This window comes from Micromonospora sp. BQ11 (genome assembly GCF_052068135.1).
Taxonomy (GTDB): Bacteria; Actinomycetota; Actinomycetes; order Mycobacteriales; family Micromonosporaceae; genus Micromonospora.
This window is the reverse complement of sequence record NZ_JBQHDB010000001.1, coordinates 145,846-169,613: the sequence shown is the minus strand read 5'-3', so window position 1 is coordinate 169,613 and position 23,768 is coordinate 145,846. Positions and strand designations below refer to the sequence as shown.

The window sequence follows — 23,768 nt, the reverse complement described above, 5'->3', positions numbered from 1 at the left end:
GCCAGGGTTGTCCCGGACGTCGGAGGGTCGCGTCCCGTGGCAGGGTGGGGTCATGCGGGGCGGGGACGACGTACTGGTGGAGGAGCGCCTGCGGGCGCTGGCGGAGCGGCTGCACGGACCGCGACGGTTGAAGGCCGACCTGTTGACCGAGGCCCGGCACGGACTGCTGGACGCCGTCGAGGCGTACCGGGAGGGTGGGCTCTCCACCGCGGAGGCGCACCGCCGCGCGGTGGCCGAGTTCGGCACTCCCGGCGAGCTGGCCCGGGCCTACCAGACGGAACTGGCGGCGGGGGCCCTGCGTGGTCTGTCGCTGCGGATCCTGGCGGTGGCGGTGACCCTGACCCTCCTGGGCGACCTCACCTGGCGGGGGGCGAGCTGGAGCGAGGGTCCCCGGCCGCCGGCGGGCTACCTCGTGCTCTCGTCGTCGATCGACTGGATCTGGCTGGCCGCCGCCGCGCTCTCCGCCGTCGGGATGCTGCTGGCCGGTCGTCGCCCGACCCCCGGCGGTCAGGTGCTCGACACGGTGGTGGGCGCCGGTCTGACCGGGGTGCTCGCCGTCGGGGTGGTCGCCGGAGCGGCACTCCTCGGTTGGTCGTTCGGGATGTGGGACGCCGCGCTGACCTGGCCGCCGCTGCTGGTCGGCACGGTGCTGATCGTCGCCGGTCACCTCTGGCTGGGCCGGGCCGCGAGATGCTGGATCCGCGCCGTCCGGTCGGTCCGCACCGACGGTGCCCCGATCTCCGGCTGAGCGGCCTCAGGCGGGTGCGGTGGACGTCGGCCCGGTGTCGAGGAACCGGCCGACGGTGCTGCTGAACTCCTGCCACCCGGACCGCTCCCCCGCCAGCGCCCGCCGGCCGTCGTCGGTGAGCTGGTACGTCCGCCGTTCCCGGCCGTTGACCGTGCTCCACGCGCTGGCCACGTGCCCGGCCCGCTCCAGCCGGCGCAGGGCCGGGTAGACGGTGCCGGTGGGCAGGTCGAGCTGACCGTCACTGCGGTTGCGCAGCGCGTCGATGACGGCGTACCCGTGCAGGGGGCCCTGTTCCAGAACGGCGAGCAGCAGCGCGTCGAGGTGTCCGTGCAGCGCCTGGGCCTTCATGCGTAGCAAGACTACTTGTCATTCGGAGGGTTCGCCACCGGGGTGCGGGGTCCGCACCTCCAGGATCGCCCACTAGGGTATGTGCCCGTAGTCACTCGTCGGCGGCGGAGCCCGGCGGGTGGGCAACCCGAAGCACACGGAGGTCAGCGTGGCCCGTCAGTCGTCCCCACGGCCCGACGCCGACGAGCCCGCGCTCGACGACGCCACCGGTCCGGCCGAGTCCGACACCGGAACCGCGTCGGCCGAGGCCGCTCGCGCCCTCTGGGACGAGCTGCGCATCGACCCGGTGGAGATCGCCCTGCCGTCCGGCACCGGTTACACGCTCCGGGCGTACCGGCCGGCACGGGAGCTGACCCCGACCGACGTCACCGAGCGCGACCAGGACGACCCGTTCCTGGCCCGCCGCCAGGTCGTCGAGGCCGAGGACGCCGACGACGAGGCCGTCGTCATCCTCGACGAGGACGTGGCACAGGAGTTCGCCGAGAGCGACGAGGAGGAGGCCCGGACCCGCCGCGGGGATACCGCCGAGGACGAGGACTCCGACGTTGCCGAGGAGGACGCGGGCGACGAGGAGGTGCCCGTCTTCCTGAGCCACCGGGGTCGCCTTCTGCTCTTCAAGACGCCTGAGTCGTTGGTCAGTTTCGTCCGTTCCGGAGCGCCGAACGACCTCTCCCAACTGGACAGCTGGAATGAATTGTCCGAACGGGTGGAACCGGCCGACATCGCCCCGCTGGACGAGGACATCTACGAACTCGACCTGGTCGTGGAGAACCTGCGCGGCGGGCACGACACCTGGGATCCCACGCTGCTCGTCGAGGCCGGCGAGGTGGCCCGCGACCTGGCGTACGCGTTGCGCCTGCCCGCGGTGCTGGACATGCTCTCCGCCGGCTCCAGTCTCGACGACCTGGACGAGGCGCTGCGCGCGACGATGAACGGCGGCGTCGGCGGATTCCTCGGTCGGCGGCGGCTCAAGAAAATCGGGGCACAAACCGCAAGTTTGGGTTGGCGCACCATTGTCGGCAAGATCTCTGCCGTCGTGGACTGGCGCGACTGACCGCTACCAGGGAGCATCAGTCTCTGGCAGAAGAAGGCCTGTGTCTCGGGAGGAGGACGACGCCGTGGCGCTCGTGCGCGTGTACTGCGGTCTGGCTTCGGCGGATCCGGCCGACCGGTCGGCTTCGGCCGGTCCGACGCTGACGTCCGCTGTGGTCGACGACGCAGGCCGTCTGCTGCATGTCTGCGAGATCGGTGACGACCCCGCCGGCTACGCCCGGCTGGTCGCGCTGCTCGTGGAGCGGTCGGGCGGGCCGAGCGGTGCGGCGATCGCCGCCGACAGCGACGACCACACCGTCACCTCGCTGCTCAGCGCCGCCGGTCGTCCCCTCGCCATCGCCGACGACGACTCCGTCGACGACTTCGCCGAGCGGTTCGCCGACGACGACTCCCTCGAAGAGATGCAGTCCCCGCCGGTCGAGCGCCGGGCCGTCGGCCTCGCCCGCGCCCTCCAGGCGGGCGCCCTCTCCGCGGTGACCCTGCCCGCGCCCCGCGACCTGGCCGGCTACAAGCAGGTGCTGGCCGCGCACGCCGCGCTGGCCACCGGCCGGCACTCCGCCGCCGTCGCGCTCCGCGAGGTGCTCCGCGAGCTCTACCCGGCCGCGCTGCGCGCGTACCCGGATCCGGCCGAGGCCGTCTCGCTGGCCGTGCTGGACGCCCTTCCCGAGCCCGGCATGCTCGGCGGTACCTCCGGTCACGGCGGATCCGTGGCCACCGACGCCGTGGCGGCGCACCTGGCCACGGAGGGCGTCGGCGACGCGGACGAGATCGAGGCCGCGGTGACCGCACTGCGGGTCGCCATCTCCGAGACTCCCCGACGCGCCACCGTCAACCGTTCGCTGACCGCCGCCGTGGCCGAGACCGTGCGCCAGGCGGTCGCCTCCGTCCGGGCCTGCGACGCGGGCTGCGACGCCCTGGTCGGAGCGCTCGCCGACCGGGTGGGCGGTCCGACCGCGCTTCCCGGCCGCCGGGCCGCCGCCCGCCGTGGCGAGCCGGTGGCCGAGCTGACCACCACCACTCCCCCGGCCCCGGGTGGCCTGCGGTCGGTCCGCCCGGCCGAGGCCGAGCCGGCCGCCCGGTCCCGCTCGGCTCGCCCGATCGAGGCCGAGCCGGCCGCCCGGTCCCGCTCGGCCCGCCCGATCGAGGCCGAGCCGGCCGCCCGGTCCCGCTCCGTCCGCCCGACCGACTCCGAGCCGGTCCCCTCCGGCGGTCGCCGCAGCCGTCCCGAGCCGGTGTCCGGCAGCACGCCCCCACCGGTGCCCCGGCCGCTCGGCCCGCCGCCGGTCGCTCCGGCCCCGGTGGCACCACCGCCGGTGGCACCCGCACCGCTGACCCCGGCGGCGATGGCCGGCCCTCCGGTCTCCGCTCCGCCGGCACATCCCGAGGCGATGCCCAGCCGGATCGACGGCCCGACCAACCGTCCGGTCTCGTCGCCGCCACCGCCGCCCGGCATCACGCCGATCCCGCCGGCGCAGCGCGGCAGCGTGCCCCCCGCCGAGGCGGGCGAGCCGTTCCGTCCCACCCTGACCACCGCGGCCATCAACAGCGCCCGCGCCGAGCGGCAGCGCACCGTGATCCCGCCCCGGCCGAAGGTCACCAGCGAGCCACCCGCTCCGGCCGGCGGCTTCCGTGCCACCGACCTCAGCGTGCCGTTGCCCACGCCCCGGCCCGACCAGGAGTCGGCTCCCCCCGGGTCCCGCGCGAACTGGCCCCTGGTCAACAACCCGGAGGACCCGGCCGACAGCTCGGCCAGGAACCCGGTCGTCGGCTCGTACGGCGGGCGGGGCGTGGACGCGCCGACCGACCCCGGTGCCGAGCGTCGGGTCACGCCGCCGTGGCTCGCCGACGACCTGCCCCCGGAGCCACCGATGCTGCGCCTGGTGGAGCCCCCGCCGCTGGCCGACCGCGCGCTGCGCAGCGGGCTGGCCGCGTCGTCCGACCCGCAGTTGGAGACGCCTCCGCTGCGGCTCGTCGACCGCGAGGACGCCGGCCGCAGCGGTCGGCCGGCTCCCCGTACCGAGCGGCTCGTGGAACACCGTCCGGCTCCTCCGGTCGAGCACCGGCCGCCGCCGGTCGCCGACGAGGGCGACGGTGACCTGCTGATCTTCGCGCAGGCGAAGTCCGCCTGGTTCGTGGGGCACGGTGACGAGAGCGACCTGGAATGGTCGTCCACGGCGGACTCGGGCTGGCAGGCGGCCGAGAAGGTCGCCCGCCCGGCGGTCGGCGCGGAGACGACGGCCGGTCTGCCGAAGCGCGTTCCGCAGGCCAACCTCGTGCCGGGGTCCCCGCTGCGCGAGGAGCGTCCCCTGCGGATCGTCCGGGACGCGGCCAGCCTCGCCGAGAACACCACCGGCTACTTCCGGGGCTGGCGCCGCGGACAGGAGATCGGCGGGTTCGCGGTGGGTGGTCGTCCGGGCCGGGAGTCGGCGGGTGGGTGGGACTTCACCCGGGACACCGGCGACCGCGACGACGACCGCGAGTACGAGTACCGCTCCGCCGGTTACCGGTCCTGAGCCGCACCGCCGCGTCCGCCGACGTCGTGTTCCCGCCCACACCCGGGTGACCTGACGACGGGCCGGGACGGGCCGGGAGCGTACCCGTGGAGACCTCGGCGGCACGTGTCGCCGCGGATCCTGACCTGGACCCCGGCGAGCCGGCGGTGGACGGCAGCCTGAAGTCGACCGGCTGCGGTGCCACCGGGGCACACTTCAGCGGCGCGCCCCGGCAACGACCGTTGAGGAGCCGGGCGGGCACCGCGCGATGGCGGGTGGACTGCCGGGAGTCAGCCCGGCTCGGCACCGCTTCCGGGACCCGGACAGCAGAACGCGCCCGGTGACGGCCACAGGGCCATCACCGGGCGCGGTGCGTCGTCGGTCAGGCCGGGGCGACGGCGCGGGTGCGGCGCATCGTCAACACGTACTCGACGAGCGAGATCAGCACGTGCTTGGTCGACTCCCGGTTGCGGGCGTCGCAGGCCACCACCGGTACGTCGTGGGAGATCGCGAGCGCGTCCCGGACGTCCTGCGGATCGTGGTACTGCATCCCGTCGAAGCAGTTGATGGCCACCAGGTACGGCAGCCGCCGGTGCTCGAAGAAGTCGATCGCCGCGAAGCAGTCGGCCAGCCGGCGGGTGTCCACCAGCACGACGGCCCCGATCGCACCGCGCACCAGCTCGTCCCACATGAACCAGAAACGCGTCTGACCCGGCGTACCGAACAGGTACAGGATCAGGTCCCGATCGATCGAGATACGACCGAAGTCCATGGCGACGGTGGTCGTCGTCTTGCCCGGCACCTGCCGGGTGTCGTCGACGCCCACGCCGGCGGAGGTCATGATGGCCTCCGTGGTCAGCGGCGTGATCTCCGAGACCGAGCCGACCAGCGTCGTCTTACCGACGCCGAACCCACCGGCGATAACGATCTTCGCCGACGTCACTCGCCCGCTCGGGGTCGGCGGGCGGTGCGACATGTCAGAGCCTGCGAAGTCCACTCAGCACCCTCTCCAGCAGTTCAGTGCCCACCGCGTCGTCAGAGTCGTCCAGGATGGTCGGCTCGTGGACCGCGACCAGGCCGTCCGTCGCCATGTCGGCGATGAGCACCCGGGCCACACCGAGCGGAAGCTGCATCCGCGCCGCGATCTCGGCAAGCGACTGCACACGTCCGTCACACAGCGCGGCGATGTACTGGTGTTCGCGGCCTCCCCCACTGCCGTTGGCAGTGGCTCGGCCGCGCACCGTGGTCTCGACGAGCGCCTCCAGCGCGATGTCGAGTCGGGGGCGGGTACGACCGCGGGTCACGGCGTATGGACGGACCAACGCTCCGGTCGGTTCGTCACGATCGGCCATGTCGCCGCTCACCTCCTTCGTACCCGGCACCGGCTTCCGCCGGTGGCACCCTGTGTTGTTCTCGTTCCTGCCGCCCCGCCGACCAGCCGGTCAGCAGGACGTCAGCCCAGCATCCCCGCGGCCGCACGCGGCTGCGGGGTCAGGGCGTCGCCCACCCGGTCGACGAGCAGCGCCATCTCGTAGCCGACCTGCCCGACGTCACAGCTGCGGGCGGCGAGCACGGCGAACGACGAGCCGTCCGAGATGGACATCAGGAACAGGAAGCCGTTGTCCATCTCCACCACCGTCTGCAGCACGGCGCCGCCCTCGAAGCAGCGAGCCGCGCCCTGGGTGAGGCTGACCAGGCCGGACGCGATGGCGGCCAACTGGTCGGCCCGGTCACGCGGGAGGTCCCGCGAGGACGCGAGGAGCAGGCCGTCCGCCGAGACGGCGACCGCGTGGGCGACACCGGGCACCCGGTCGGCGAAGTTGGCCAGCAGCCAGCCGAGATCCTGCGTACTTGTCATCGTTCCTGCTCCTTCTGCCCGCTCCCGGCCACGGGGCCTGAGCCAGACTGCGAGGATTGCTGCCCTCCCGGAGTCTCCTCCGGGCTGGTCGGGTTGCCGTCCGAGGGGTTGATCGTCCGCCCACGCTGGACACCACGGTGGTAGGCGGAGAGCAGGCCGCGGACCGACTCCGGCGTACGACGCTGCACCGACGTGGTGGGCTTCTCCACCGCGCCCGGCACCAGCTGGGCCATCGGGGTGCGCTTGGGGAGACCCGTGGGGGTGGTGGCCTCCACCGGCACCTCGCTGGCCTTGGAGGCAGCGCGCCAGCCGTCGTCGGCGGCGGTCTGCCAGCCGGCGGTGGCCTGCGGCGTCCGGCGGGGGAAGCTGTCGGCGGCACCGGGGCGGGCGCCTCCGTTCGCCGTCACGCCGGTCTCACGCGGCGTGCCTCCGGCTGTCGGGGTGTCTGCCATCGGTGCGTTACCTGTCGTCCCGGGTGGTGTCTGCTGCACGGCACGGCCGGCGGTGTCGACCTTGGCGAACTGCTGGGTCGCGGCACCGCCGGTCGCCGCCGGGGTGGCGGCGCCGGCCGTCGCCGGGGTGGCGGCGCCGGCCGTCTCCTCCGGGCCGGGCCGGCGGGTACGGAACCAGGCCGACTCCAGCTCCCGGAAGATCGGCAGCTCCATCGTCTCGTCCGCGTACCGCTGCCGGTTCTGGGCCTGCTGCGGGGTCGTCGGCCGGTTCGAGGTCGCCGGTGCGGGCGTCGGCCGGACGGTCGGCGCGGCCGGTGCCGGGGTGGCGGCGGCCGGCGTGGCCGCGGACTCCGTGCCGGACCGGGTGATGCGCGGCAGCTCGGTGGTCATGTCCAGGGCGGCGGCGAGGCGCTCGGGCACCGCCGGGGTGACGGTGTCCCGGTTCGCGCCGGCGACCGGGGGCCAGGCCGGCGGCGCACCGGCGGCCGGCGTCGCCGTCGGAGCCACCGGACGCTGCGGCAGCGACGTGGCCGGCGGTGCGGAGTACGGCTGACCGGAGACCGGCTGGCCGGATACCGGCGCCGCCGAGACCGGCGAGGAGGAGACCGGCATGCCGGAGACCGGCGGGCTGGACACCGGCGGTCCCGCGTACGCCGACGGCGGTGACGACACCGGCGGCGCCGAGTAGGGGCGCGCCTCCGGGCTGCTGGGCAGCTGACGAGGGATGGCCGGTTGCTGCCCGGTCGTACCCGGGTCGCCGTCACCGGCGGTACGCCGCTGCGGCAGCGGGTCGATCGGCTGACCGTTGGCGGTGCGCGGTGCGAAGCCGTCACCGTTGCGCGGGCCGAACGCGTCACCGTTGGCGGTGCGCGGGCCGAAGGCGTCGCCGTTGGCCGGGTGCGTCGGGAAGGCGCCGCCGTCGGGGGCGCCGTTGAGCGGGCTCGCGCCGGTCAGGTCGGACCACGCCGGCATCGACCGGGCCGGGCCCGTGGAGGAGCCCGAGCCGTTCCGGGGGGCCGGGTCGAACGGGCGACCGCCCAGGGTGACCTGGTTGCCGGACTCGCCGGACCGCTGCGCCGGGGCGACGGGGCCGTGGCCGAGCGCGGGCAGCGCGCCGAAGGTGGGCATCGGGCCGGACGACTGCGGGGCGGGCAGCGCCGGCATGGGCAGGCCACGACCGGTGAGCGCCCTCGGCACCAGCACCGAGGTGGGCATGGTGACCTCCGCGACGGTGCCGCGGTCGGCGCCGGGGCGCAGCTCCACCTTGACGCCGTGCCGGGACGCCAGACGGGCGACCACGACCAGACCCATCATGCGGGAGACGGCCACGTCCACCTGCGGCGGCGTGGCGAGCCGCTCGTTGAGGTCGGTGAGCTGGTCGGCACTGATGCCGATGCCCCGGTCCTCGACGTAGAGCGACGCGCGGTCGCCGATGCGGCGGGCCTCCACCATGACCTGCGAGTCCGGCGGGGAGAACGCCGTGGCGTTGTCGAACAGCTCGGCGACGAGGTGGACCAGGTCGTTGACGGCGTGCGCGGCGACCTCGAGGTCCCGGTCGATGATCCCGAACTCGATCCGGGTGTAGTGCTCGACCTCGGACTGGGCGGCGCGGAGCACGTCGATCAGCGCGGCCGGCTCCCGCTGCACACGGGTGGAGTCGGCACCGGCGAGCACCAGCAGGTTCTCGTCGTTACGGCGCATCCGGGTGGCCAGGTGGTCGAGCTGGAACAGCTCGGCCAGCCGATCCGGGTCCTCCTCGCCGCGCTCCAGCCGGTCCAGGTGGCCGATGAGCCGGTCGACCAGGATCTGCGACCGGCGGGCCAGGTTGACGAACATGGTGGCGACGGAGGCGCGCAGCGCGGCCTGCTCGGCGGCGGTACGCACGGCCTCCAGGTGGACCGCGTTGAACGCCTCGGTCACCTGACCGAACTCGTCCTTGCTGCGCACCGGCAGCGGCTCGGCGATCTGGTTGGCGAGCTGCACCGGCGTGAGCTGACCGGTGACCTGCGGGTCGCGCAGTCGCGCCACCGCCTGGGGCAGGCCGTACTGGGCGATGGAGAGGGCACCCTGCCGGAGGTCGCGCAGCGAACGGGCCATCGAGCGGGCGACCAGGTACGCGAAGAGGATGGCGAGCAGCAGCATGCTCAGCAGCAGGCCGGTCTCCAGGAAGACCTGGCGCTGCACGTCCGAGCGGAGGTCGGCGGCGACGCGGACGCCGTCCTTGTCGATGTCCGCCTCCACCGACCGCATCAGGTCGGCCTCGGCGACCATCGCGTTGTCCCACTGGTTGGCGTTGAAGCCCGCCTCGTCCAGGTTGGCGGCACTCGACAGACCGCGCAGGTTGCTCCGGTAGCCGCTGGCCTCACGCGCGTCGGCGCCCGCGACCGTCTGCTGGTAGCGCTCGTCCTCGGACCGGTCGGCGACGCTGTAGAAGGTCTCCAGCCACTGCCGCTGGCCGGTCAGCGTCGAGATGTAGGTGTCGCGCAGGTTGGGTGTCAGCTGACGCTGGAGCAGGGAGATGTGCACCACGTAGCGTTCCTGGGAGTGGAACTCCTTGTGGCGGGCCAGGGCGGTCGCGGCGCGCATCTGGTCGCTCAGCTCGATGTCCCCGGCGAGCTGCGTGGCGGAGTCACGCACGTTGAGCAGGTTGGCGATGAGGTCGTCGTACTGCTGGTACACCTGGACGGTGTTGAGGCGGTAGTTGAGGACCTGACTCCGGATACCGACCAGGTCGGTGAGCGACCGGTCGATGTAGCGCAGATCGTTCTCGAAGACGCTCGGCAGATCCTCGACCTCGGCGCGCTGCCGCGAGTACGGGGCCTTCGCCGCCTCGACGCGGGCGGTGGCCTGCTCGTACACGGTGCGGAAGGTCTCGGCGCCTTTCGTCGAGCCCACCAGCCGGATCGCGGTGGCCCGCTCGTCCTGGAGGGCGTCGACCAGCTCACCCGAGTGGCCGACGAGGCTGGCGAGGTCGCCGGCCCGGTTGGCATTGTTGAGTGTCTGCAGGTGGTCGACGAGACCGCTCGTACCCACGACGACCGTGGCGATGGTCGGCACGATCATGATGAGACCGAGCTTGGACCAGATCGGCATGTCGCGGAGCCGGCCGGCCGGCCGGCGCAGACGCGACAGGAAGGAGCCTGCCGTCTTTGGCCGTTTGCTCACGTCACCGCCCTCGTGATTTCAGCGTCCGCGTCACCCCAGGGCAACGCCCAGCGGCCGACCCGGCGGGTCGGACCATCCGAGATTCCATCACGCCACCTCTGAAAGAGAAAGCCCAGGTTGGCCGTCGATCTGGGTGTGATGAGATGTTGATGCGATTTGATAGCAGTCCGTCTGGCCGGAGTAACTGAAGGTAATGAAACACCCCTACCGCGTCATCCTCCTCGCTGGTCCTTCCGGCTCCGGAAAGTCGTACATAGCGGAGCGAACTGGCCTACCAGTGCTCTGTCTGGACGACTTCTACAAGGACGGCGATGACCCTACGTTGCCACGACAAAACGGCCTGGTCGACTGGGAATCACCCCTGTCCTGGGATGCCGACGCGGCCGTGGAGACGATTACCCGCCTGGCCCGTGAGGGTCGGGCCGATGTGCCGGTCTATGCCATCGATCAGGATCGGCGGGTGGCTACCCGGCCATTCGACATAGCCGGATCGCCACTTTTCGTGGCCGAAGGGATTTTCGCCGCGGAGATCGTCGCCGAATGCCGGCGGCGCGGGCTGGTGGCCGGGGCGTACGCACTGCGGCGACCTCGTGGGGCGACCTTCGTTCGGCGGCTCGCCCGGGACCTCGCCGAACAGCGCAAGGCTCCCCGTGTGCTGCTACGCCGCGGAGTGGAGCTGCTGCGGACGGAGCCGGCGGTGCTGCGCCGGCAGACCGGCCTCGGCGCGGAGGCGGCCCGCGCCGGCGAGGTCCTGCGCCGGGTGGCCGGCCTACTGGCCGCTCACCCGCACCGCTCCTGATCCGGTACGACACGCCGGCCGCCGGGGTGTGAGATCGGACACCCGGCGCCCGGCGCCGTCCGCGCGGCTCAGCCCAGCAGCTTGGCGTACGCGGGCTTGATCACCTCGTCGATGATCCGCAGCCGCTCGTCGAACGGGATGAAGGCGCTCTTCATCGCGTTGATCGTGAACCACCGGAGTTCGGCCCAGCCGTAGCCGAAGGCGTCCACCAGCAGCGCCATCTCCCGTGACATCGAGGTGCCGCTCATCAGGCGGTTGTCGGTGTTGACCGTCACCCGGAACCGCAGGTCGCGCAGCAGCCCGATCGGGTGGTCGGCGATCGAGGCGACGGCGCCCGTCTGCACGTTCGACGACGGGCAGAGCTCCAGCGGGATCCGCTTGTCCCGCACGTACGCGGCCAGCCGGCCCAGCGTCGGTTTCTCCCCGACGGTGATGTCGTCCACGATCCGTACGCCGTGGCCGAGGCGGTCGGCTCCGCACCACTGGATCGCCTGCCAGATGGAGGGCAGCCCGAACGCCTCGCCGGCGTGGATCGTGAAGTGGAAGTTCTCCCGCTGGAGGTACTCGAAGGCGTCCAGGTGCCGGGTGGGCGGGAAACCCGCCTCCGCGCCCGCGATGTCGAAGCCCACCACGCCGGCGTCCCGGTGCCGCACCGCCAGCTCGGCGATCTCCTGCGAGCGGGCGGCGTGCCGCATGGCCGTGAGCAGCGTGCCGACCCGGATGGGTGTGCCGGCGGCCGCGGCCTCCGCACTGCCCTCGGCGAACCCGGCCAGCACCGCCTCGACGACCTCGTCCAGGCCCAGGTCACGCTCCAGGTGCTGCTCCGGAGCGAAGCGGACCTCGGCGTACACCACCCCGTCGGCGGCCAGGTCGAGCGCGCACTCCCGGGCCACGCGGTGCAGCGCCGACGCGGTCTGCATGACGGCGACGGTGTGCGCGAACGTCTCCAGGTAGCGCTCCAGCGAGCCGGAGTCGGCCGCCGCCACGAACCAGCGGCCCAGGGCCTCCGGCTCGGTGGTGGGCAACTCGTGGCCGACCTCGGCGGCCAGCTCCACGATCGTGGCCGGCCGCAGCCCGCCGTCGAGATGATCGTGCAGCAGCGCCTTCGGGACCTTGACGATGTCCTCGTACCGGATTGTCGCGACCATGACCCGACCATAGTGGGCGCGGGTCCGGCGGCCGACGAGGACCAGCCGGTCCGGACGCCGGCACCGGACCGGCCGGCCCGGCCTGCGAGGATGAGCCGGTGAACGTCGTACGCCGGACCGTACGGCACCTGCCGGATGCCGTGGACGCCTGACGTGGACCCCCGCATCGTCGACCGACTCCGCTGCCCGGTCTGCACCGAGCCGCTGGCCGAGGTGACCGTCGGCACCGCCCGCGCGCTGCGCTGCTCCCGCCGGCACAGCTTCGACGTGGCGCGGCAGGGCTACGTGAACCTGCTGGCCGGCCGCGCCCCGCACGTCGGGGACACCGCCGAGATGGTGGCCGCCCGCGCCGACTTCCTGGCCGCCGGCCACTACGACGTGATCTCGGCCGCCCTCTCCCGTGCCGCCGTCGACGCCGCTGACCGCAGGGCGGAGGCGCAGGACGGCGTCGGGGCGTACCCCCTGGTCGTCGACGCCGGCGCGGGCACCGGCCGGCACCTCGCAGCGGTGCTGGCGGCGCTGCCGGACGCCGTCGGCCTGGCCCTGGACGTCGCCAAGCCGGCGCTGCGCCGCGCCGCCCGCGCCCATCCCCGCGCCGCCGCGGCGCTCGCCGACACCTGGCAGCGGCTTCCGCTGGCCGACCGCTCCACCGCCGTGCTGCTCAACGCCTTCGCACCCCGCAACGGCGCGGAGTTCCGCCGGGTCCTCGACCCGGCCGGGACGCTGCTGGTCGTGACCCCGGCCGAGGACCACCTCGCCGAGCTGGTCGGGACGCTCGACCTGCTCCGGGTCGACCCGGCGAAGGCCGACCGGGTTTCCGACAGCCTCGGCGGGCACTTCACCGAGGCGGCGTCCGAGGTGCACCGGCGGGCACTCGCCCTGACCGGGCCGGAGGTCGCGACGCTGGTCGGGATGGGTCCGAGCGCCTGGCACACCGACCCGGCCGGACTGGCGGCCCGGATCACCGCGCTCGGCGAGCCGGTACGGGTGACCGTGGCCGTACGGCTCGGCACCTGGCTGCCGCGCTAGGTGGAGAGGTCGACCTCTTCCCAACCCGGCGGCTCGTCGTGGTACGGGCCGCGCAGGATCACCGCCCACTCCAGCGCCCACCGGCGCTGTCCGATCGCGTTGGCGTCGACCTCCCCGGGCAGCGCACGGCCGGCCTTCTCCGCCTCCAGGTACGCCCAGTCCAGGCAGTAGTGCAGGTCGAGCAGCGCCGCAGCGTCGGCGGGGTGCTGCGGGGCGGCGAGGATCCGCGTGCGCCACTGCCCGAAGGTCTCCCCACCGGCGATGTACGGCATGCGTTCCACCAGCCGCTCGTCCACCGGCAGCGTCGGGTCCAGCTGCTTGGTCAGGCCGATCACCCAGGTGAGCGCGAAGAGCGCGTCGTGGTGCAGCACGAAGGACCGGTGGTCGCCCTTGCCCCCGGTGACGAACTGCCACTCCGGCGGGGTCACCATCTCGACCAGGTGCGAGGCGAGCAGCCAGCTCATCGCCGCCTGCGGCGGCATGCCGAAGCAGCGGGCCAGGATCAGGTGCAGCACCGCGATCCGCGCCTCGATCTCCTCGGTCGGACGAAGCTCGATCTCGTCGCCGGGCTCCCAGACCAGGGGAAACTGGGGTGGCGGCAACGGCAGCCCCATCCGAACCAGCTCGTCGAGGCTCGCCTCGCGCACGGCACGCGGGTCGGGGGCAGGTACGGTCACGGCGAATCCCTGTCTTTCACGACTGCTCGGCGCCGGTGGTCCCCCCTGGCCAGGGAGGATAGCCGCAGTTTCCCGCCCGGCGAAACGCCGGGTCAGCCGATCCGCTCGATGACCAGCGGCGATGCGGCCGGTGCCGCCGGCGCGATCCGCACCGCCCGGGCCGCCTCGGCGAGCGCCGCCGGGATCCGGGTGGCGTCGTCGGCGCGCAGCTCGTACAGGGGATCACCGGCCCGCACCGGATCGCCCGGCCGCTTGTGCAGCACGACACCGGCCGGCACGCTGACCGGGTCCTCCTTGCGGGCCCGTCCCGCGCCGAGCCGCCAGGCCGCCACCCCCATGGCGTACGCGTCGACCTCCGCCACGAAGCCGTCCGCGTCGGCGCGGACCACCTCGACCTCGGCGGCGGCCGGCATCGGGGCGTCCGGGTCGCCGTCCTGCGCCCGGATCATCGCCCGCCAGGCGTCCATCGCCCGCCCGTCGCGCAGCGCCGCCTCCGGGTCGGCGTCCGGCAGGCCGGCCGCGTCGAGCATCTCCCGGGCCAGCGCGAGGGTCAGCTCCACCACGTCGGCGGGACCGCCACCGGCCAGCACCTCGACCGACTCGGTCACCTCGACGGCGTTGCCGATCGTCAGGCCCAGCGGGGTGGACATGTCGGTGAGCAGGGCGACGGTCTGCACGCCGTGGGCCCCGCCCAGCTCGACCATCGTGCGGGCCAGTTCCCGCGCCTGGTCGACCGACTTCATGAACGCACCGGAGCCGACCTTGACGTCGAGCACCAGCGCGCCGGTCCCCTCGGCGATCTTCTTGCTCATGATGGAACTGGCGATCAGCGGGATCGCCTCGACGGTGCCGGTGACGTCGCGCAGCGCGTACAGCTTGCGGTCGGCGGGGGCGAGCCCGGCCCCGGCGGCGCAGACGACCGCGCCGACGTCGCGGAGCTGGGCGATGAACTCGTCGTTGCTCAGCGCCGCCCGCCAGCCGGGGATGGACTCCAGTTTGTCCAGCGTGCCGCCGGTGTGGCCCAGACCGCGACCGCTGAGCTGCGGTACGGCCGCGCCGCAGGCCGCCACCAGCGGCGTGAGCGGCAGGGTGATCTTGTCGCCGACGCCGCCGGTGGAGTGCTTGTCCACGGTCGGCCGGTCCACCGCCGACAGGTCGAGGCGTTCACCGCTGGCGATCATCGCGGCGGTCCACCGGGCGATCTCCGGTGCGGTCATGCCGTTCAGCAGGATCGCCATGGCCAGGGCCGACATCTGCTCGTCGGCGACCACCCCCCGGGTGTACGCGTCCACCACCCAGTCGATCTGCGCGTCGGAGAGCACACCCCCGTCCCGCTTCACCCGGATGACATCGACCGCCGCAAAACCACTCATCACACCGATACTTCCCTACTCAGCCAACCCAGCGGACCGGGATCTCCATCGGCGGCTCACCCTCGCCGGCCCAGAAGATCGTGCCCGAGGCGTCCACCACCACCACGCGGGGTGTCCGGGCCAGCCCCCAGGTCACCGCCTCCGCCGGAGCGTCCCAGGCGGGACCCTCCTCCAGCACACCGGTCTCGGCGTCCTCGGTGTCGCCGGCCGACCGCTCCCAGTACGCCGTCCAGATCTGCTGTCCGGCCGACAGGTCGGGGTGCACGAAGACCGTGCCCCGCCCCCGCCAGGCGGCGAGCCGCTCCGGTACCACCGGCACCGGGGCCTCCGCGGTCACCGCGTCCAGGTCGGCCACGTCGAAGGCGTGCGGCAGCAGCTCGGCCATCCGCAGTGGGCCACCCTTGGCCTCCACCAGGCACTCCGGACCGCCGTTCTCCCACAGCAGCTGCCGGCACCGCCCGCACGGCATGAGCGGCTCACCGGTGGCGTCGACGCAGGACAGCGCCACGAGCCGACCCCCGCCGGTGGCGTGCAGCGAGGACACCACACCGCACTCCGCGCAGAGGGTCACGCCGTACCCGGCGTTCTCCACGTTGCAGCCGACCACGATCCGGCCGTCGTCGACCAGCGCGGCGGCACCCACCGGGAACTTCGAATACGGCGCGTACGCGTGCCGCATCACGTCGGTCGCGGCGGCCCGCAGCCGTTCCCAGTCGATCTCCATGTCGCGCTCCCGTCAGCCCTTGATGTACGGCTTGCCGTCGGCGGCCGGCGCCCGTACCCGTCCCACGAGCCCGGCCACGGCCAGGATCGTCGCCAGGTACGGCAGCATGGCTAGGAACTGGCTCGGGATGCTGCTGTTGATCGCGCTGAGGTACGTGGCGAGCTGGTCGGCGAAGCCGAAGAAGAGCGCCGCGAGCAGCGCGCCGGTCGGGCTCCACCGGCCGAAGATCAGCGCGGCGAGGGCGATGAAGCCCTTGCCGCCGATCATGTTCTTGGTGAACGAGTACAGCGCCAGGGTGTAGGAGGCGCCGCCGATGCCGGCCACCACGCCCGCGAGCACCACGTTGAGGTACCGCAGGCGGAGCACCCGGACACCGAGGGTGTCGGCGGCGATGGGGTGCTCACCGACCGCGCGGGTCCGCAGGCCCCAGCGGGTACGGAACAGCGCGATGTGGATCACCAGCACCAGCAGCAGGCCGAGGTAGAGGAAGATGTTGCCGCGGAACAGCGCCGGGCCGATCAGCGGAATGTCCGACAGCAGCGGGATCTCCCAGTTGCTGAACCGGGGGGCGCTGTTGTACTCCTGCGCGTTGGTCTGCATCAGGCGCTCGTAGAGGAAGCCGGTCACGCCCACCGCGAGCAGGTTCAGCACGATGCCCATGACCACCTGGTCGACCAGGTAGCGGATGGCGAAGACGGCCAGCAGCAGCGAGATGAGCGCGCCACCGATCGCGGCGGCGACGAGACCGACCCAGACGCTGCCGGAGATGCTGCCGAAGAGGGCGCCGCTGAACGCGCCCATCAGCAGCTGCCCCTCGATCGCCACGTTCACCACACCGGAGCGCTCGCACAGCACGCCGGCGAGCGCGCCGAAGATCAGCGGCAGGGCCAGGATGAAGGTGCCCCGGACGATGTTGACCAGCGGCATGAAGTTCTGCCCGGCCGGCGCCGCGGACACCTGCCAGCACAGGAAGCTCAGCACGAAGCCGACCAGCCCGACGCCGAGCACGAGGGTGAACCAGCGCTTCGGCAGGCCTACGAGCATCGCCACGCCGGCGGCGACCGCGACCAGGCCGAACAGGATCGCGCCGATCGTGCCGTTGACCTCCAGCGCGGCGCCGGCGGCGTCCTCGCTGAGGGTGAAGCGGGCCCGCTGATCGGTGGCGAGCGCCCCGAACAGGACCGTGCCGAGCAGGCCGAGCGCGAGCAGCACGACGCCGACCTTGCGCGTACGGGTCCAGAACCCCTGGTCGACCGGGGCGACCGCGACGTTCTCGACAGCCATGGTGGACACGGGTCACCAGCCCTTCGCGAGGCTCGTCTGGAGCCGGGCGGCCCGCGCGGCCCGGAGCTGGAAGATCGCCTTCACCAGGGCCGGCGCGGCGATGAAGATGACGATCAGCGCCTGGAGCACGGTGACCAGCTCCAGCGAGATCCCGGAGTACGACTGCATCCGGTTGCCACCGGCCTGGAGTGCGCCGAAGAGCAGCGCGGCCAGCGCGACGCCCCACGGCTTCACCCGGCCGAGCAGCGCGACCAGAATGCCGTCGAAGCCGATCTGCGCGACCACCAGCGGGGTCAGGGCGCTCGCCGTGGTGCCGAGGACCATCTGCGAGCCGCCGAGGCCGGCGAGGGCACCGGCGAAGACCATGATCAGGACGTACGTCTTGGTGACGCTGATGCCGGCGGTGCGGGCGGCGTCCGGGTTGGCGCCCACGGCACGCAGCTCGAAGCCGAGCGTGGAGCGGTTGAGCAGCCAGGCCACCGCCCAGGTGGCGAGCACCGCCACGATGATGCCGGCGTGCACCCGCAGCCCGTCGCCGAGCAGCCGGGGCAGCTGCGCCGAGGTGTCCACCGACTTGCTGATCGCGTCCGTACGGTTCGGGTCCTGCACCCCGTTCTGCACGATCAGCCAGGTGAGGAAGTAGACGGCGATGTAGTTGAGCATGATCGTGTTGATCACCTCGTGGGCGCCGGTCCGCGCCTTGAGGATGCCGGGGATGAACCCCCAGATGGCGCCACCCAGCGCGCCGGCGAGCACCGCGACCAGCAGGTGCAGCCCGGGCGGCAGCGGCAGCAGGAAGCCCGCGAGCGCGGCCAGGATGACGCCCATGGTGGCCTGGCCCTGCGCACCGATGTTGAACAGGCCGCCCCGGAAGGCGAGCGCCACCGACAGGCCGGTGAAGACCAGCGGCGCGGTGTAGGTCAGCGTCTCCGAGATCGGGCTGAGCGCCGCGTTGAAGCCGACGGCGTCCGGGTCGAAGACGGCGCCCTTGAACAGGTTCCCGTACGCCTCGCTGACCAGCGTCCAGCTGGCGTTGATCGCGTCGGTCGGGCGGGCGGTGATGTAGCTGTAGGTGGCGAGCACCTCCGGGTCGGACACGATCATCAGCACCGCGCCGACAACCATCGCCAGCACCAGCGACAGCAGCGTCACGGTGAAGGTGTTGGCCGCCCAGAGGTTGTCCAGGAACAGCCGGCCGAGTGACGGCCGCCCCTCGGGCGCCGGCGGCTTCGGCGTGGTCGCCGGCTCGGCCTGCTCGGTGTTGCCGAGCGCGGTCTGCGCGGCCTGCGCCTCGGTCGCCGGCTCCTTGTCCGGGGAACCGGGGTTCGGGATGGTCATGCCTTGTCCTCGCTGCCGGGGCCCTCGGGGGCCGGAGCCGCGCTGTCGATGGTGGCCGGGCCGCCGGTCGTCCCGCTGCCGGTGCCGGTGGTCCCGCTGTCGGCGGCGATGCCGGCCATCAGCAGGCCGATCTCCTCGCGCGGGGTGTCCGGGCCGACGATGCCGATGATCCGGCCCCGGTACATGACCGCGATCCGGTCGGCGAGGCCGATCACCTCGTCCAGCTCGCTGGAGACGACCATGACGGCGGTGCCGATGTCGCGCTCGCGGATGACCCGGCTGTGGATGAACTCGATCGAGCCGACGTCGACGCCGCGGGTCGGCTGGGCGGCGATGAAGAGCTTCAGCGGCCGGGACAGCTCCCGGGCCACGATCACCTTCTGCTGGTTGCCGCCGGACAGGGTGCCCACCGGCGCGTCGGCCGACGAGGTGCGGACGTCGAACTGCTCGATCCGCTCCTTCGCCGACGTGGCGATGGCGTCCGGCTTGAGCGCCAGCCCCTTGCCGAACGGCGGCCGGTCGTAGATGTCCAGCACCAGGTTCTCGGCGACGCTGAACTCCTTGACCAGGCCGTCCACGCTGCGGTCCTCGGGCACGTAGCCGACGCCGGCGCGGAGCACCTTCTTGGTCGACCAGCCGTGCACCGGCTGCCCGTCCAGGGTCACCGTGCCGGCGAGCGTGGGACGCAGGCCCATGATGGCCTCGATCAGCTCGGTCTGACCGTTGCCCTGCACGCCCGCGACGCCCAGCACCTCACCGGCGTGCACGGTCAGGTCCACGCCGTCGACGGCGCGCACCTGCCGGTCGTCGTCCACGACCAGGCCGGCGACCTCCAGGATCGGCTTGCCCGGAGTGGCGGGCTGCTTGTCCACGGTGAGGCGGACGCTGCGCCCGACCATGAGGGCGGCCAGCTCGTCGCGGCTCGCCTCCGGCGAGGCGGTGCCGACGGTCTTCCCGCGCCGGATCACGGTGATCCGGTCGGCGATGGCCTTGACCTCGCCGAGCTTGTGGGTGATGAAGACGATCGACTTGCCGGCGGCCTTGAGCGACCGCATCACGGTCAGCAGTTCCTCGGTCTCCTGCGGGGTGAGCACCGCGGTGGGCTCGTCCAGGATCAGCAGGTCCACGTCCCGGGTGAGCGCCTTGACGATCTCCACCCGCTGCTGGATGCCGACCGGCAGGTCCTCGACGACGGCGTCCGGGTCGACCCGCAGGTTGTAGCGGGCGGAGACCTCGGCGACCTCGCGCCGGGCCCGCCGCCGGTCCAGGAAGCCGGCCAGGCCGCCCTTCACCTGCTCGGCGCCGAGCATGATGTTCTCGGCGACGGTGAAGACCGGTACGAGCATGAAGTGCTGGTGCACCATGCCGATACCGGCCGTGATCGCGTCCGACGGGCCCTTCAGCTTCAGCGGCTTCCCGTCGACCAGGATCTCGCCCTCGTCGGGCTGGTAGAGCCCGTAGAGCACGTTCATCAGGGTCGACTTGCCGGCGCCGTTCTCGCCGAGCAGGGCGTGGATCTCTCCAGGCTCCACCGTCAGGTCGATGTGGTCGTTGGCGACCAGATCACCGAACCGCTTGGTGATGCCGCGCAGTTCGAGTCTCAGCGCAACCTCCTGGAGTGCGAAGCGATGGTGCAGCGTAGCTGCCGGGGCGCCGGACGGCGCGCGGACCCGTCGTCGGGGTGGAGCGGATCGGCCGCCCCGGCGTCACGGTGTGCCCGTGGCGCCGAAGCGGCCGATCGTGATGCCGTGCCACTCGCCGGCCTACCCCGATGATCGTCCCATCGTGGGTGGCCGGCGGTGGGTCACTTCGGCTGTGCCTTGGACTCGACCTTGACGGTGCCGGCGGAGATGTCCGCCTTCAGCTTCTCGAGCTCCGTCTTGAGGTCGGCCGGAACCTTGCTCTCGAACTCGTTGAACGGGGCCAGCGAGACACCGTTGTTGGCCAGGGTGCCCAGGAAGCCCGGGTTGGCCTCGAGCTTCTCGCCGTTGGCGGCCTTGAGCACGGCCTCCTTGACGGCGTCCGGGATGTTCTTGACCACGGTGCTGATGATCGCCGAGCAGTCCGGGGTGCTCTTGCAGCCGTCGACGTCCACCCAGATGGTGTTGTACTTGCCGCCGGAGGCCTTGGCCGCACCGGTGGTGCCGAGGCCGGCGCCGCCGGCGACCGGCATGATGATGTCGGCGCCCTGGGCGACCAGCGTGTCGCTGACCTTCTTGCCCTCGTCCTGCTTCACGAAGTCGTTGGTGAAGGAACCCTTCTGGGTCGCCTTGTCCCAACCGAGAACGCGGACGTTCTTGCCCTTGGCCTTGTTGTAGTACGCGACACCGTCGGCGTACCCGTCCATGAAGATGGTCACCGGCGGGATCGGCAGGCCACCGTAGGTGCCGACCGCGTTGGTCTTGCTCATGCCGGCGGCCAGGTAACCGGCGAGGAAGCCGGCCTGGGCGGTGTCGAACTGCATCGGGTAGACGTTGGTCTCCGGCAGCTTCGCGTCGACGATGCCGAACTGCTGGTCCGGGTTCGCCTTGGCGATCTTCGACGTGGCGGTGCCCATCAGGCCACCGACGGCGAGGATGAAGTCGCAGTCCTGGTTGACGTACTGGGTCAGGTTGACCTCGTAGTCCGCCTCGGCCTTCGACGCCGTGTACTTGGTCACGATGTTGCTGTTCTCGGCCTTGGCGGCCTCGAGGCCGGCCCACGCCGAGGTGTTGAACGACTTGTCGTCGATGCCGCCGACGTCGGTCACCATGCAGGCGTTGTACTTCTTGCCGCCGTCACCGGCGCCGTTGTTCTCGTCCGGAGCCTCGCCACAGGCGGCGGCGCTCAGTACGAGCCCACCCACCGCCAGGACCGAGGCGATCCGCATCCCACGCACCGAGCGCAAGACGTCTCCTTCCCATTGCCCACCGCGTTCCCGCGACGGGCAGCCCTTCGCCGGCCTGCCCTGCGCCGCCGGCGTCCCACGTTACGGACGGGAGCGTACGCCCGCGCCCACCCACCGGCCGACAATCGTGCACGACTGATGAGCCCCTGTTACCCCTACGTAACCCTGGCGTGGGGCACATCACTCTCAGTACTGGTAGAGGCGCGTACGCGCGACGCTTTTCGTCCGTTTCCGAGGCCGCTCCCCCTACCCGAAAGCTACCGCCAGAACACCGCGACCGCCGCGTTAACCAGGGTCAACCCGACGATCGCCAGGAAGTGGCCACGGTTGACCTCGTCCCGCTTCCGAGAGAAGAAGACCATGACAAAGATGAGCAGCGCGAGCACCAGTTTGGTAACAAGCTTCGCGGGGTCCGGCTCGTCGCCGTCACGCAGCGGGGCGGAGAGCCCGATGCCGGTCAGCAGGCCGATCACCGAGCCCCAGAGCATGGCCGCGTTGATCCGGATCCGACCGGACACGTACTGGGCGATCGCCCCGCCGAGCAGCAGCGCGAAACCGATCAGATGGACGTAGAGGAGTATCAGTCTCAGAGCTTCCACGGGCACCATCCTCCCCCATCAACGACACGTTGTAGTAGGGGCCCGTCAGCCGGCGCGTCCCGGCGTCGCCACCTCGGCGGGACCGACCGGGCGACGACCGCGGCGCGCGAGCACCACCAGGGTCAGACCGAGCACCGCGTACCCGGTCAGGACCGCCGACGCGTGGGCCGCGCCGGCACCGTCGAAGAACGCCGCCGAGCGGAGCAGGGTGCCGCCGGCACCGACCGGCAGCCACTGGCCGACGGTCCCCCAGGGCTGCGGGAGAAGCTCCGGAGCGGCGCTGACCGCGGAGAGTGGATTGCCCACCAGGAACACCAGCAACGCTCCCAGCCCGAGGCCCGCCCGCCCGAGCAGGGCCCCCAGCCCGGCCACGACACCCGCGGCGGCGAGGGCGAACAGGCCGATCGCCGCCGCCTCGCTGAGCCATGCGCCGTCGATGACGCCCAGCCAGCCGTGCAGCACGGCCGCGCCGACCGTGCCGGCGAGCGTGCCGTAGGCCAGCAGGCCGGTCAGCCGGGCCGTCCGGCCGGAGACCAGCAGGACCAGCAGAACGCCGGCGAGCATGCTGGTCAGCGCGAGCGGCAGGAAGCCCGCCCCGAATCCGGCACCCCGCGGATCGTCCGGGTCGCCGGGCACCACGTCCACCACGGCGACCGGCTGCCCGCCGGAGAGCCGACCGGCGGCCTCGGTGAGCAGCGCGGCGACCGTGGGGCCGGCGGCCGAGGCGGTGTGCAGCGACACCCCGTCCGGTCCGGTGACGAAGGCGGCGTACACCTCCCGGTCGCGCAACGCCCGGTCGGCCGCCGCAACGTCGGGCACGGTGGTGACCGCGAAGGCCCCGGGACGGGCGGCCGCCAGCCGGTCGGCCAGCTCCTCGGCGACGGGCGCGGGGCCCGCGACGGCGACCGGCAGGTCGCGCGGCGCGAGGTTCGCAGCCGGCGCCGCGAACAGGGGTACGAGCAGCGCCTGGACCCCGACCACCAACGCGGCGATCAGGGCGGCGAGCAGCAGGGGCGCTCGGGTACGGGTCGACATGATGGCACTCCTAAAACGAATGCTCGTTCTCTATTGAGTTTCAACCTTCTCCGCCCGAGTCGCCACTGTCAAGAACGAGCGTTCGCTTTACGATGTATCCCGTGCCACGTGTGTCGGAGGAACATCTCGCCGCCCGCCGCCACCAGATCGTCGAGGCGGCCCGCCGGTGCTTCCTGCGGGACGGCTTCCACCGCACGACCATGCAGGACGTCATCGCCGAGGCGGGCCTCTCGGTCGGGGCGGTCTACCGGTACTTCCCGAGCAAGGCCGACCTGATCAAGGCGATCGCCGAGGACGCCATCGGCGGCGCCGGTGCGGTGCTCGCCGAGACGGCCCGGCAGGACCCGCCCCTGCCTCTGCTGGAGGCGCTCGACCGCGCCCTGGCGTACGTCGAAACCCAGGCCGGCGAGGAGGGCGTCCTGCGGATCGCCATCCAGGTGTGGGGCGAGGCGCAGCGGGACCCGGCGCTGGGCGCCTTCGTCGCCGCCACGTACGCCGGCTTCCGTCGCCACTTCGAGACGCTCGCCCGGCAGGCGCAGCGCACCGGGGAGCTACCGGCCGACGCCGACCCCGCGGCCGTCGCCGCCGCCCTCTTCGCCCTGGTGCCGGGCTGGTTCCTCCAACTCGTCCTCACCGGCGGGCCGGACCGCGACACCTACCTCGCCGGCGTCCGCGCCCTCCTGCGCCCGCCCGCTGACCCACCGACGACGACGGGGGTGGACACCGGTCGGTGTCCACCCCCGTCGTGACGGTCGTCCG

The 23,768-nt window shown here is 72.6% G+C and carries 21 protein-coding genes; 6 read left to right on the top strand and 15 right to left on the bottom strand.

The annotated features are described in order from the left end of the window. The first annotated feature begins 52 nt into the window (after positions 1-52). Positions 53-748 (top strand): permease prefix domain 1-containing protein, encoded by a 696-nt coding sequence (locus ACTMSW_RS00900; protein WP_441178450.1) that lies wholly within the window; start codon positions 53-55, stop codon positions 746-748. Positions 749-754: 6 nt separating this feature from the next. Here the strand turns inward: ACTMSW_RS00900 and ACTMSW_RS00895 are convergent, their stop codons facing one another. Then, positions 755-1,096 (bottom strand): PadR family transcriptional regulator, encoded by a 342-nt coding sequence (locus ACTMSW_RS00895; protein WP_441178449.1) that lies wholly within the window; start codon positions 1,094-1,096, stop codon positions 755-757. 118 nt (positions 1,097-1,214) lie between these two features. Here ACTMSW_RS00895 and ACTMSW_RS00890 point away from each other — a divergent pair, with 118 nt between their 5' ends. Together ACTMSW_RS00890 and ACTMSW_RS00885 are read left to right on the top strand one after the other, a co-directional pair. Continuing rightward, complete coding sequence (locus ACTMSW_RS00890) at positions 1,215-2,150, top strand: DNA primase (RefSeq protein ID WP_441178448.1); 936 nt, start codon at positions 1,215-1,217, stop codon at positions 2,148-2,150. A 40-nt stretch (positions 2,151-2,190) separates the two neighbouring features. Continuing rightward, positions 2,191-4,662, top strand: a complete 2,472-nt coding sequence (locus ACTMSW_RS00885; protein ID WP_441178447.1) for a transposase — start codon at positions 2,191-2,193, stop codon at positions 4,660-4,662. 361 nt (positions 4,663-5,023) lie between these two features. Here the strand turns inward: ACTMSW_RS00885 and ACTMSW_RS00880 are convergent, their stop codons facing one another. The 4 genes from ACTMSW_RS00880 to ACTMSW_RS00865 all read right to left on the bottom strand — a co-directional run bounded on the left by ACTMSW_RS00880 (position 5,024) and on the right by ACTMSW_RS00865 (position 10,116). Next, on the bottom strand, positions 5,024-5,617 hold the full coding sequence (locus tag ACTMSW_RS00880; RefSeq protein ID WP_357040251.1) for a GTP-binding protein: 594 nt from the start codon (positions 5,615-5,617) through the stop codon (positions 5,024-5,026). Position 5,618: 1 nt separating this feature from the next. After that, positions 5,619-5,993, bottom strand: coding sequence for a DUF742 domain-containing protein (locus tag ACTMSW_RS00875; protein ID WP_441178446.1), 375 nt, complete (start codon positions 5,991-5,993; stop codon positions 5,619-5,621). A 101-nt stretch (positions 5,994-6,094) separates the two neighbouring features. Next, positions 6,095-6,499 (bottom strand): roadblock/LC7 domain-containing protein, encoded by a 405-nt coding sequence (locus ACTMSW_RS00870; RefSeq protein WP_120730092.1) that lies wholly within the window; start codon positions 6,497-6,499, stop codon positions 6,095-6,097. Beyond that, positions 6,496-10,116 (bottom strand): nitrate- and nitrite sensing domain-containing protein, encoded by a 3,621-nt coding sequence (locus ACTMSW_RS00865; RefSeq protein ID WP_441178445.1) that lies wholly within the window; start codon positions 10,114-10,116, stop codon positions 6,496-6,498. Before ACTMSW_RS00865 ends, ACTMSW_RS00870 begins: the two co-directional genes overlap by 4 nt. A gap of 502 nt (positions 10,117-10,618) precedes the next feature. Between ACTMSW_RS00865 and ACTMSW_RS00860 the strand changes: the two genes are divergently transcribed. Then, entirely contained in the window at positions 10,619-10,915 is a 297-nt protein-coding gene (locus tag ACTMSW_RS00860; RefSeq protein ID WP_441178444.1) for a hypothetical protein, read from the top strand. Positions 10,916-10,983: 68 nt separating this feature from the next. On the opposite strand, the gene ACTMSW_RS00855 is transcribed toward ACTMSW_RS00860, so the two are convergent. After that, entirely contained in the window at positions 10,984-12,063 is a 1,080-nt protein-coding gene (locus tag ACTMSW_RS00855) for an adenosine deaminase (RefSeq protein ID WP_441178443.1), read from the bottom strand. A gap of 153 nt (positions 12,064-12,216) precedes the next feature. On the opposite strand from ACTMSW_RS00855, the gene ACTMSW_RS00850 reads away from it, so the two are divergent. Further along, a complete protein-coding gene (locus ACTMSW_RS00850; protein ID WP_441178442.1) occupies positions 12,217-13,092 on the top strand; it encodes a putative RNA methyltransferase in 876 nt (291 codons plus the stop codon). On the opposite strand, the gene ACTMSW_RS00845 is transcribed toward ACTMSW_RS00850, so the two are convergent. From ACTMSW_RS00845 to ACTMSW_RS00805, 9 genes are all read right to left on the bottom strand, one after another. Next, positions 13,089-13,769, bottom strand: a complete 681-nt coding sequence (locus ACTMSW_RS00845) for a DUF4272 domain-containing protein (protein WP_441178441.1) — start codon at positions 13,767-13,769, stop codon at positions 13,089-13,091. The two genes, ACTMSW_RS00850 and ACTMSW_RS00845, sit on opposite strands and share 4 nt — an antisense overlap. Before the next feature lie 92 nt (positions 13,770-13,861). Next, on the bottom strand, positions 13,862-15,142 hold the full coding sequence (locus ACTMSW_RS00840; protein ID WP_441178440.1) for a thymidine phosphorylase: 1,281 nt from the start codon (positions 15,140-15,142) through the stop codon (positions 13,862-13,864). 19 nt (positions 15,143-15,161) lie between these two features. Then, the gene (locus ACTMSW_RS00835; RefSeq protein WP_441178439.1) at positions 15,162-15,866 is read right to left on the bottom strand and encodes a cytidine deaminase; all 705 of its coding nucleotides are present in this window, start codon (positions 15,864-15,866) and stop codon (positions 15,162-15,164) included. A gap of 12 nt (positions 15,867-15,878) precedes the next feature. Continuing rightward, complete coding sequence (locus tag ACTMSW_RS00830; RefSeq protein WP_441178438.1) at positions 15,879-17,159, bottom strand: ABC transporter permease; 1,281 nt, start codon at positions 17,157-17,159, stop codon at positions 15,879-15,881. A gap of 3 nt (positions 17,160-17,162) precedes the next feature. Then, entirely contained in the window at positions 17,163-18,488 is a 1,326-nt protein-coding gene (locus ACTMSW_RS00825) for an ABC transporter permease (RefSeq protein WP_441178437.1), read from the bottom strand. After that, positions 18,485-20,032, bottom strand: a complete 1,548-nt coding sequence (locus tag ACTMSW_RS00820; RefSeq protein ID WP_441179034.1) for an ABC transporter ATP-binding protein — start codon at positions 20,030-20,032, stop codon at positions 18,485-18,487. The genes ACTMSW_RS00825 and ACTMSW_RS00820 overlap by 4 nt, the downstream gene beginning before the upstream one ends. Before the next feature lie 260 nt (positions 20,033-20,292). Further along, positions 20,293-21,357, bottom strand: coding sequence for a BMP family lipoprotein (locus ACTMSW_RS00815; protein ID WP_441179033.1), 1,065 nt, complete (start codon positions 21,355-21,357; stop codon positions 20,293-20,295). A 275-nt stretch (positions 21,358-21,632) separates the two neighbouring features. Further along, on the bottom strand, positions 21,633-21,974 hold the full coding sequence (locus ACTMSW_RS00810; protein ID WP_441178436.1) for a hypothetical protein: 342 nt from the start codon (positions 21,972-21,974) through the stop codon (positions 21,633-21,635). A gap of 45 nt (positions 21,975-22,019) precedes the next feature. Then, a complete protein-coding gene (locus tag ACTMSW_RS00805) occupies positions 22,020-23,009 on the bottom strand; it encodes a hypothetical protein (protein ID WP_441178434.1) in 990 nt (329 codons plus the stop codon). Between the two features lie 101 nt (positions 23,010-23,110). Between ACTMSW_RS00805 and ACTMSW_RS00800 the strand changes: the two genes are divergently transcribed. Continuing rightward, positions 23,111-23,758: a TetR/AcrR family transcriptional regulator gene (locus ACTMSW_RS00800; protein WP_441178432.1), complete on the top strand. Its 648-nt coding sequence runs from the start codon at positions 23,111-23,113 to the stop codon at positions 23,756-23,758. The last annotated feature ends 10 nt before the right edge of the window (positions 23,759-23,768 follow it).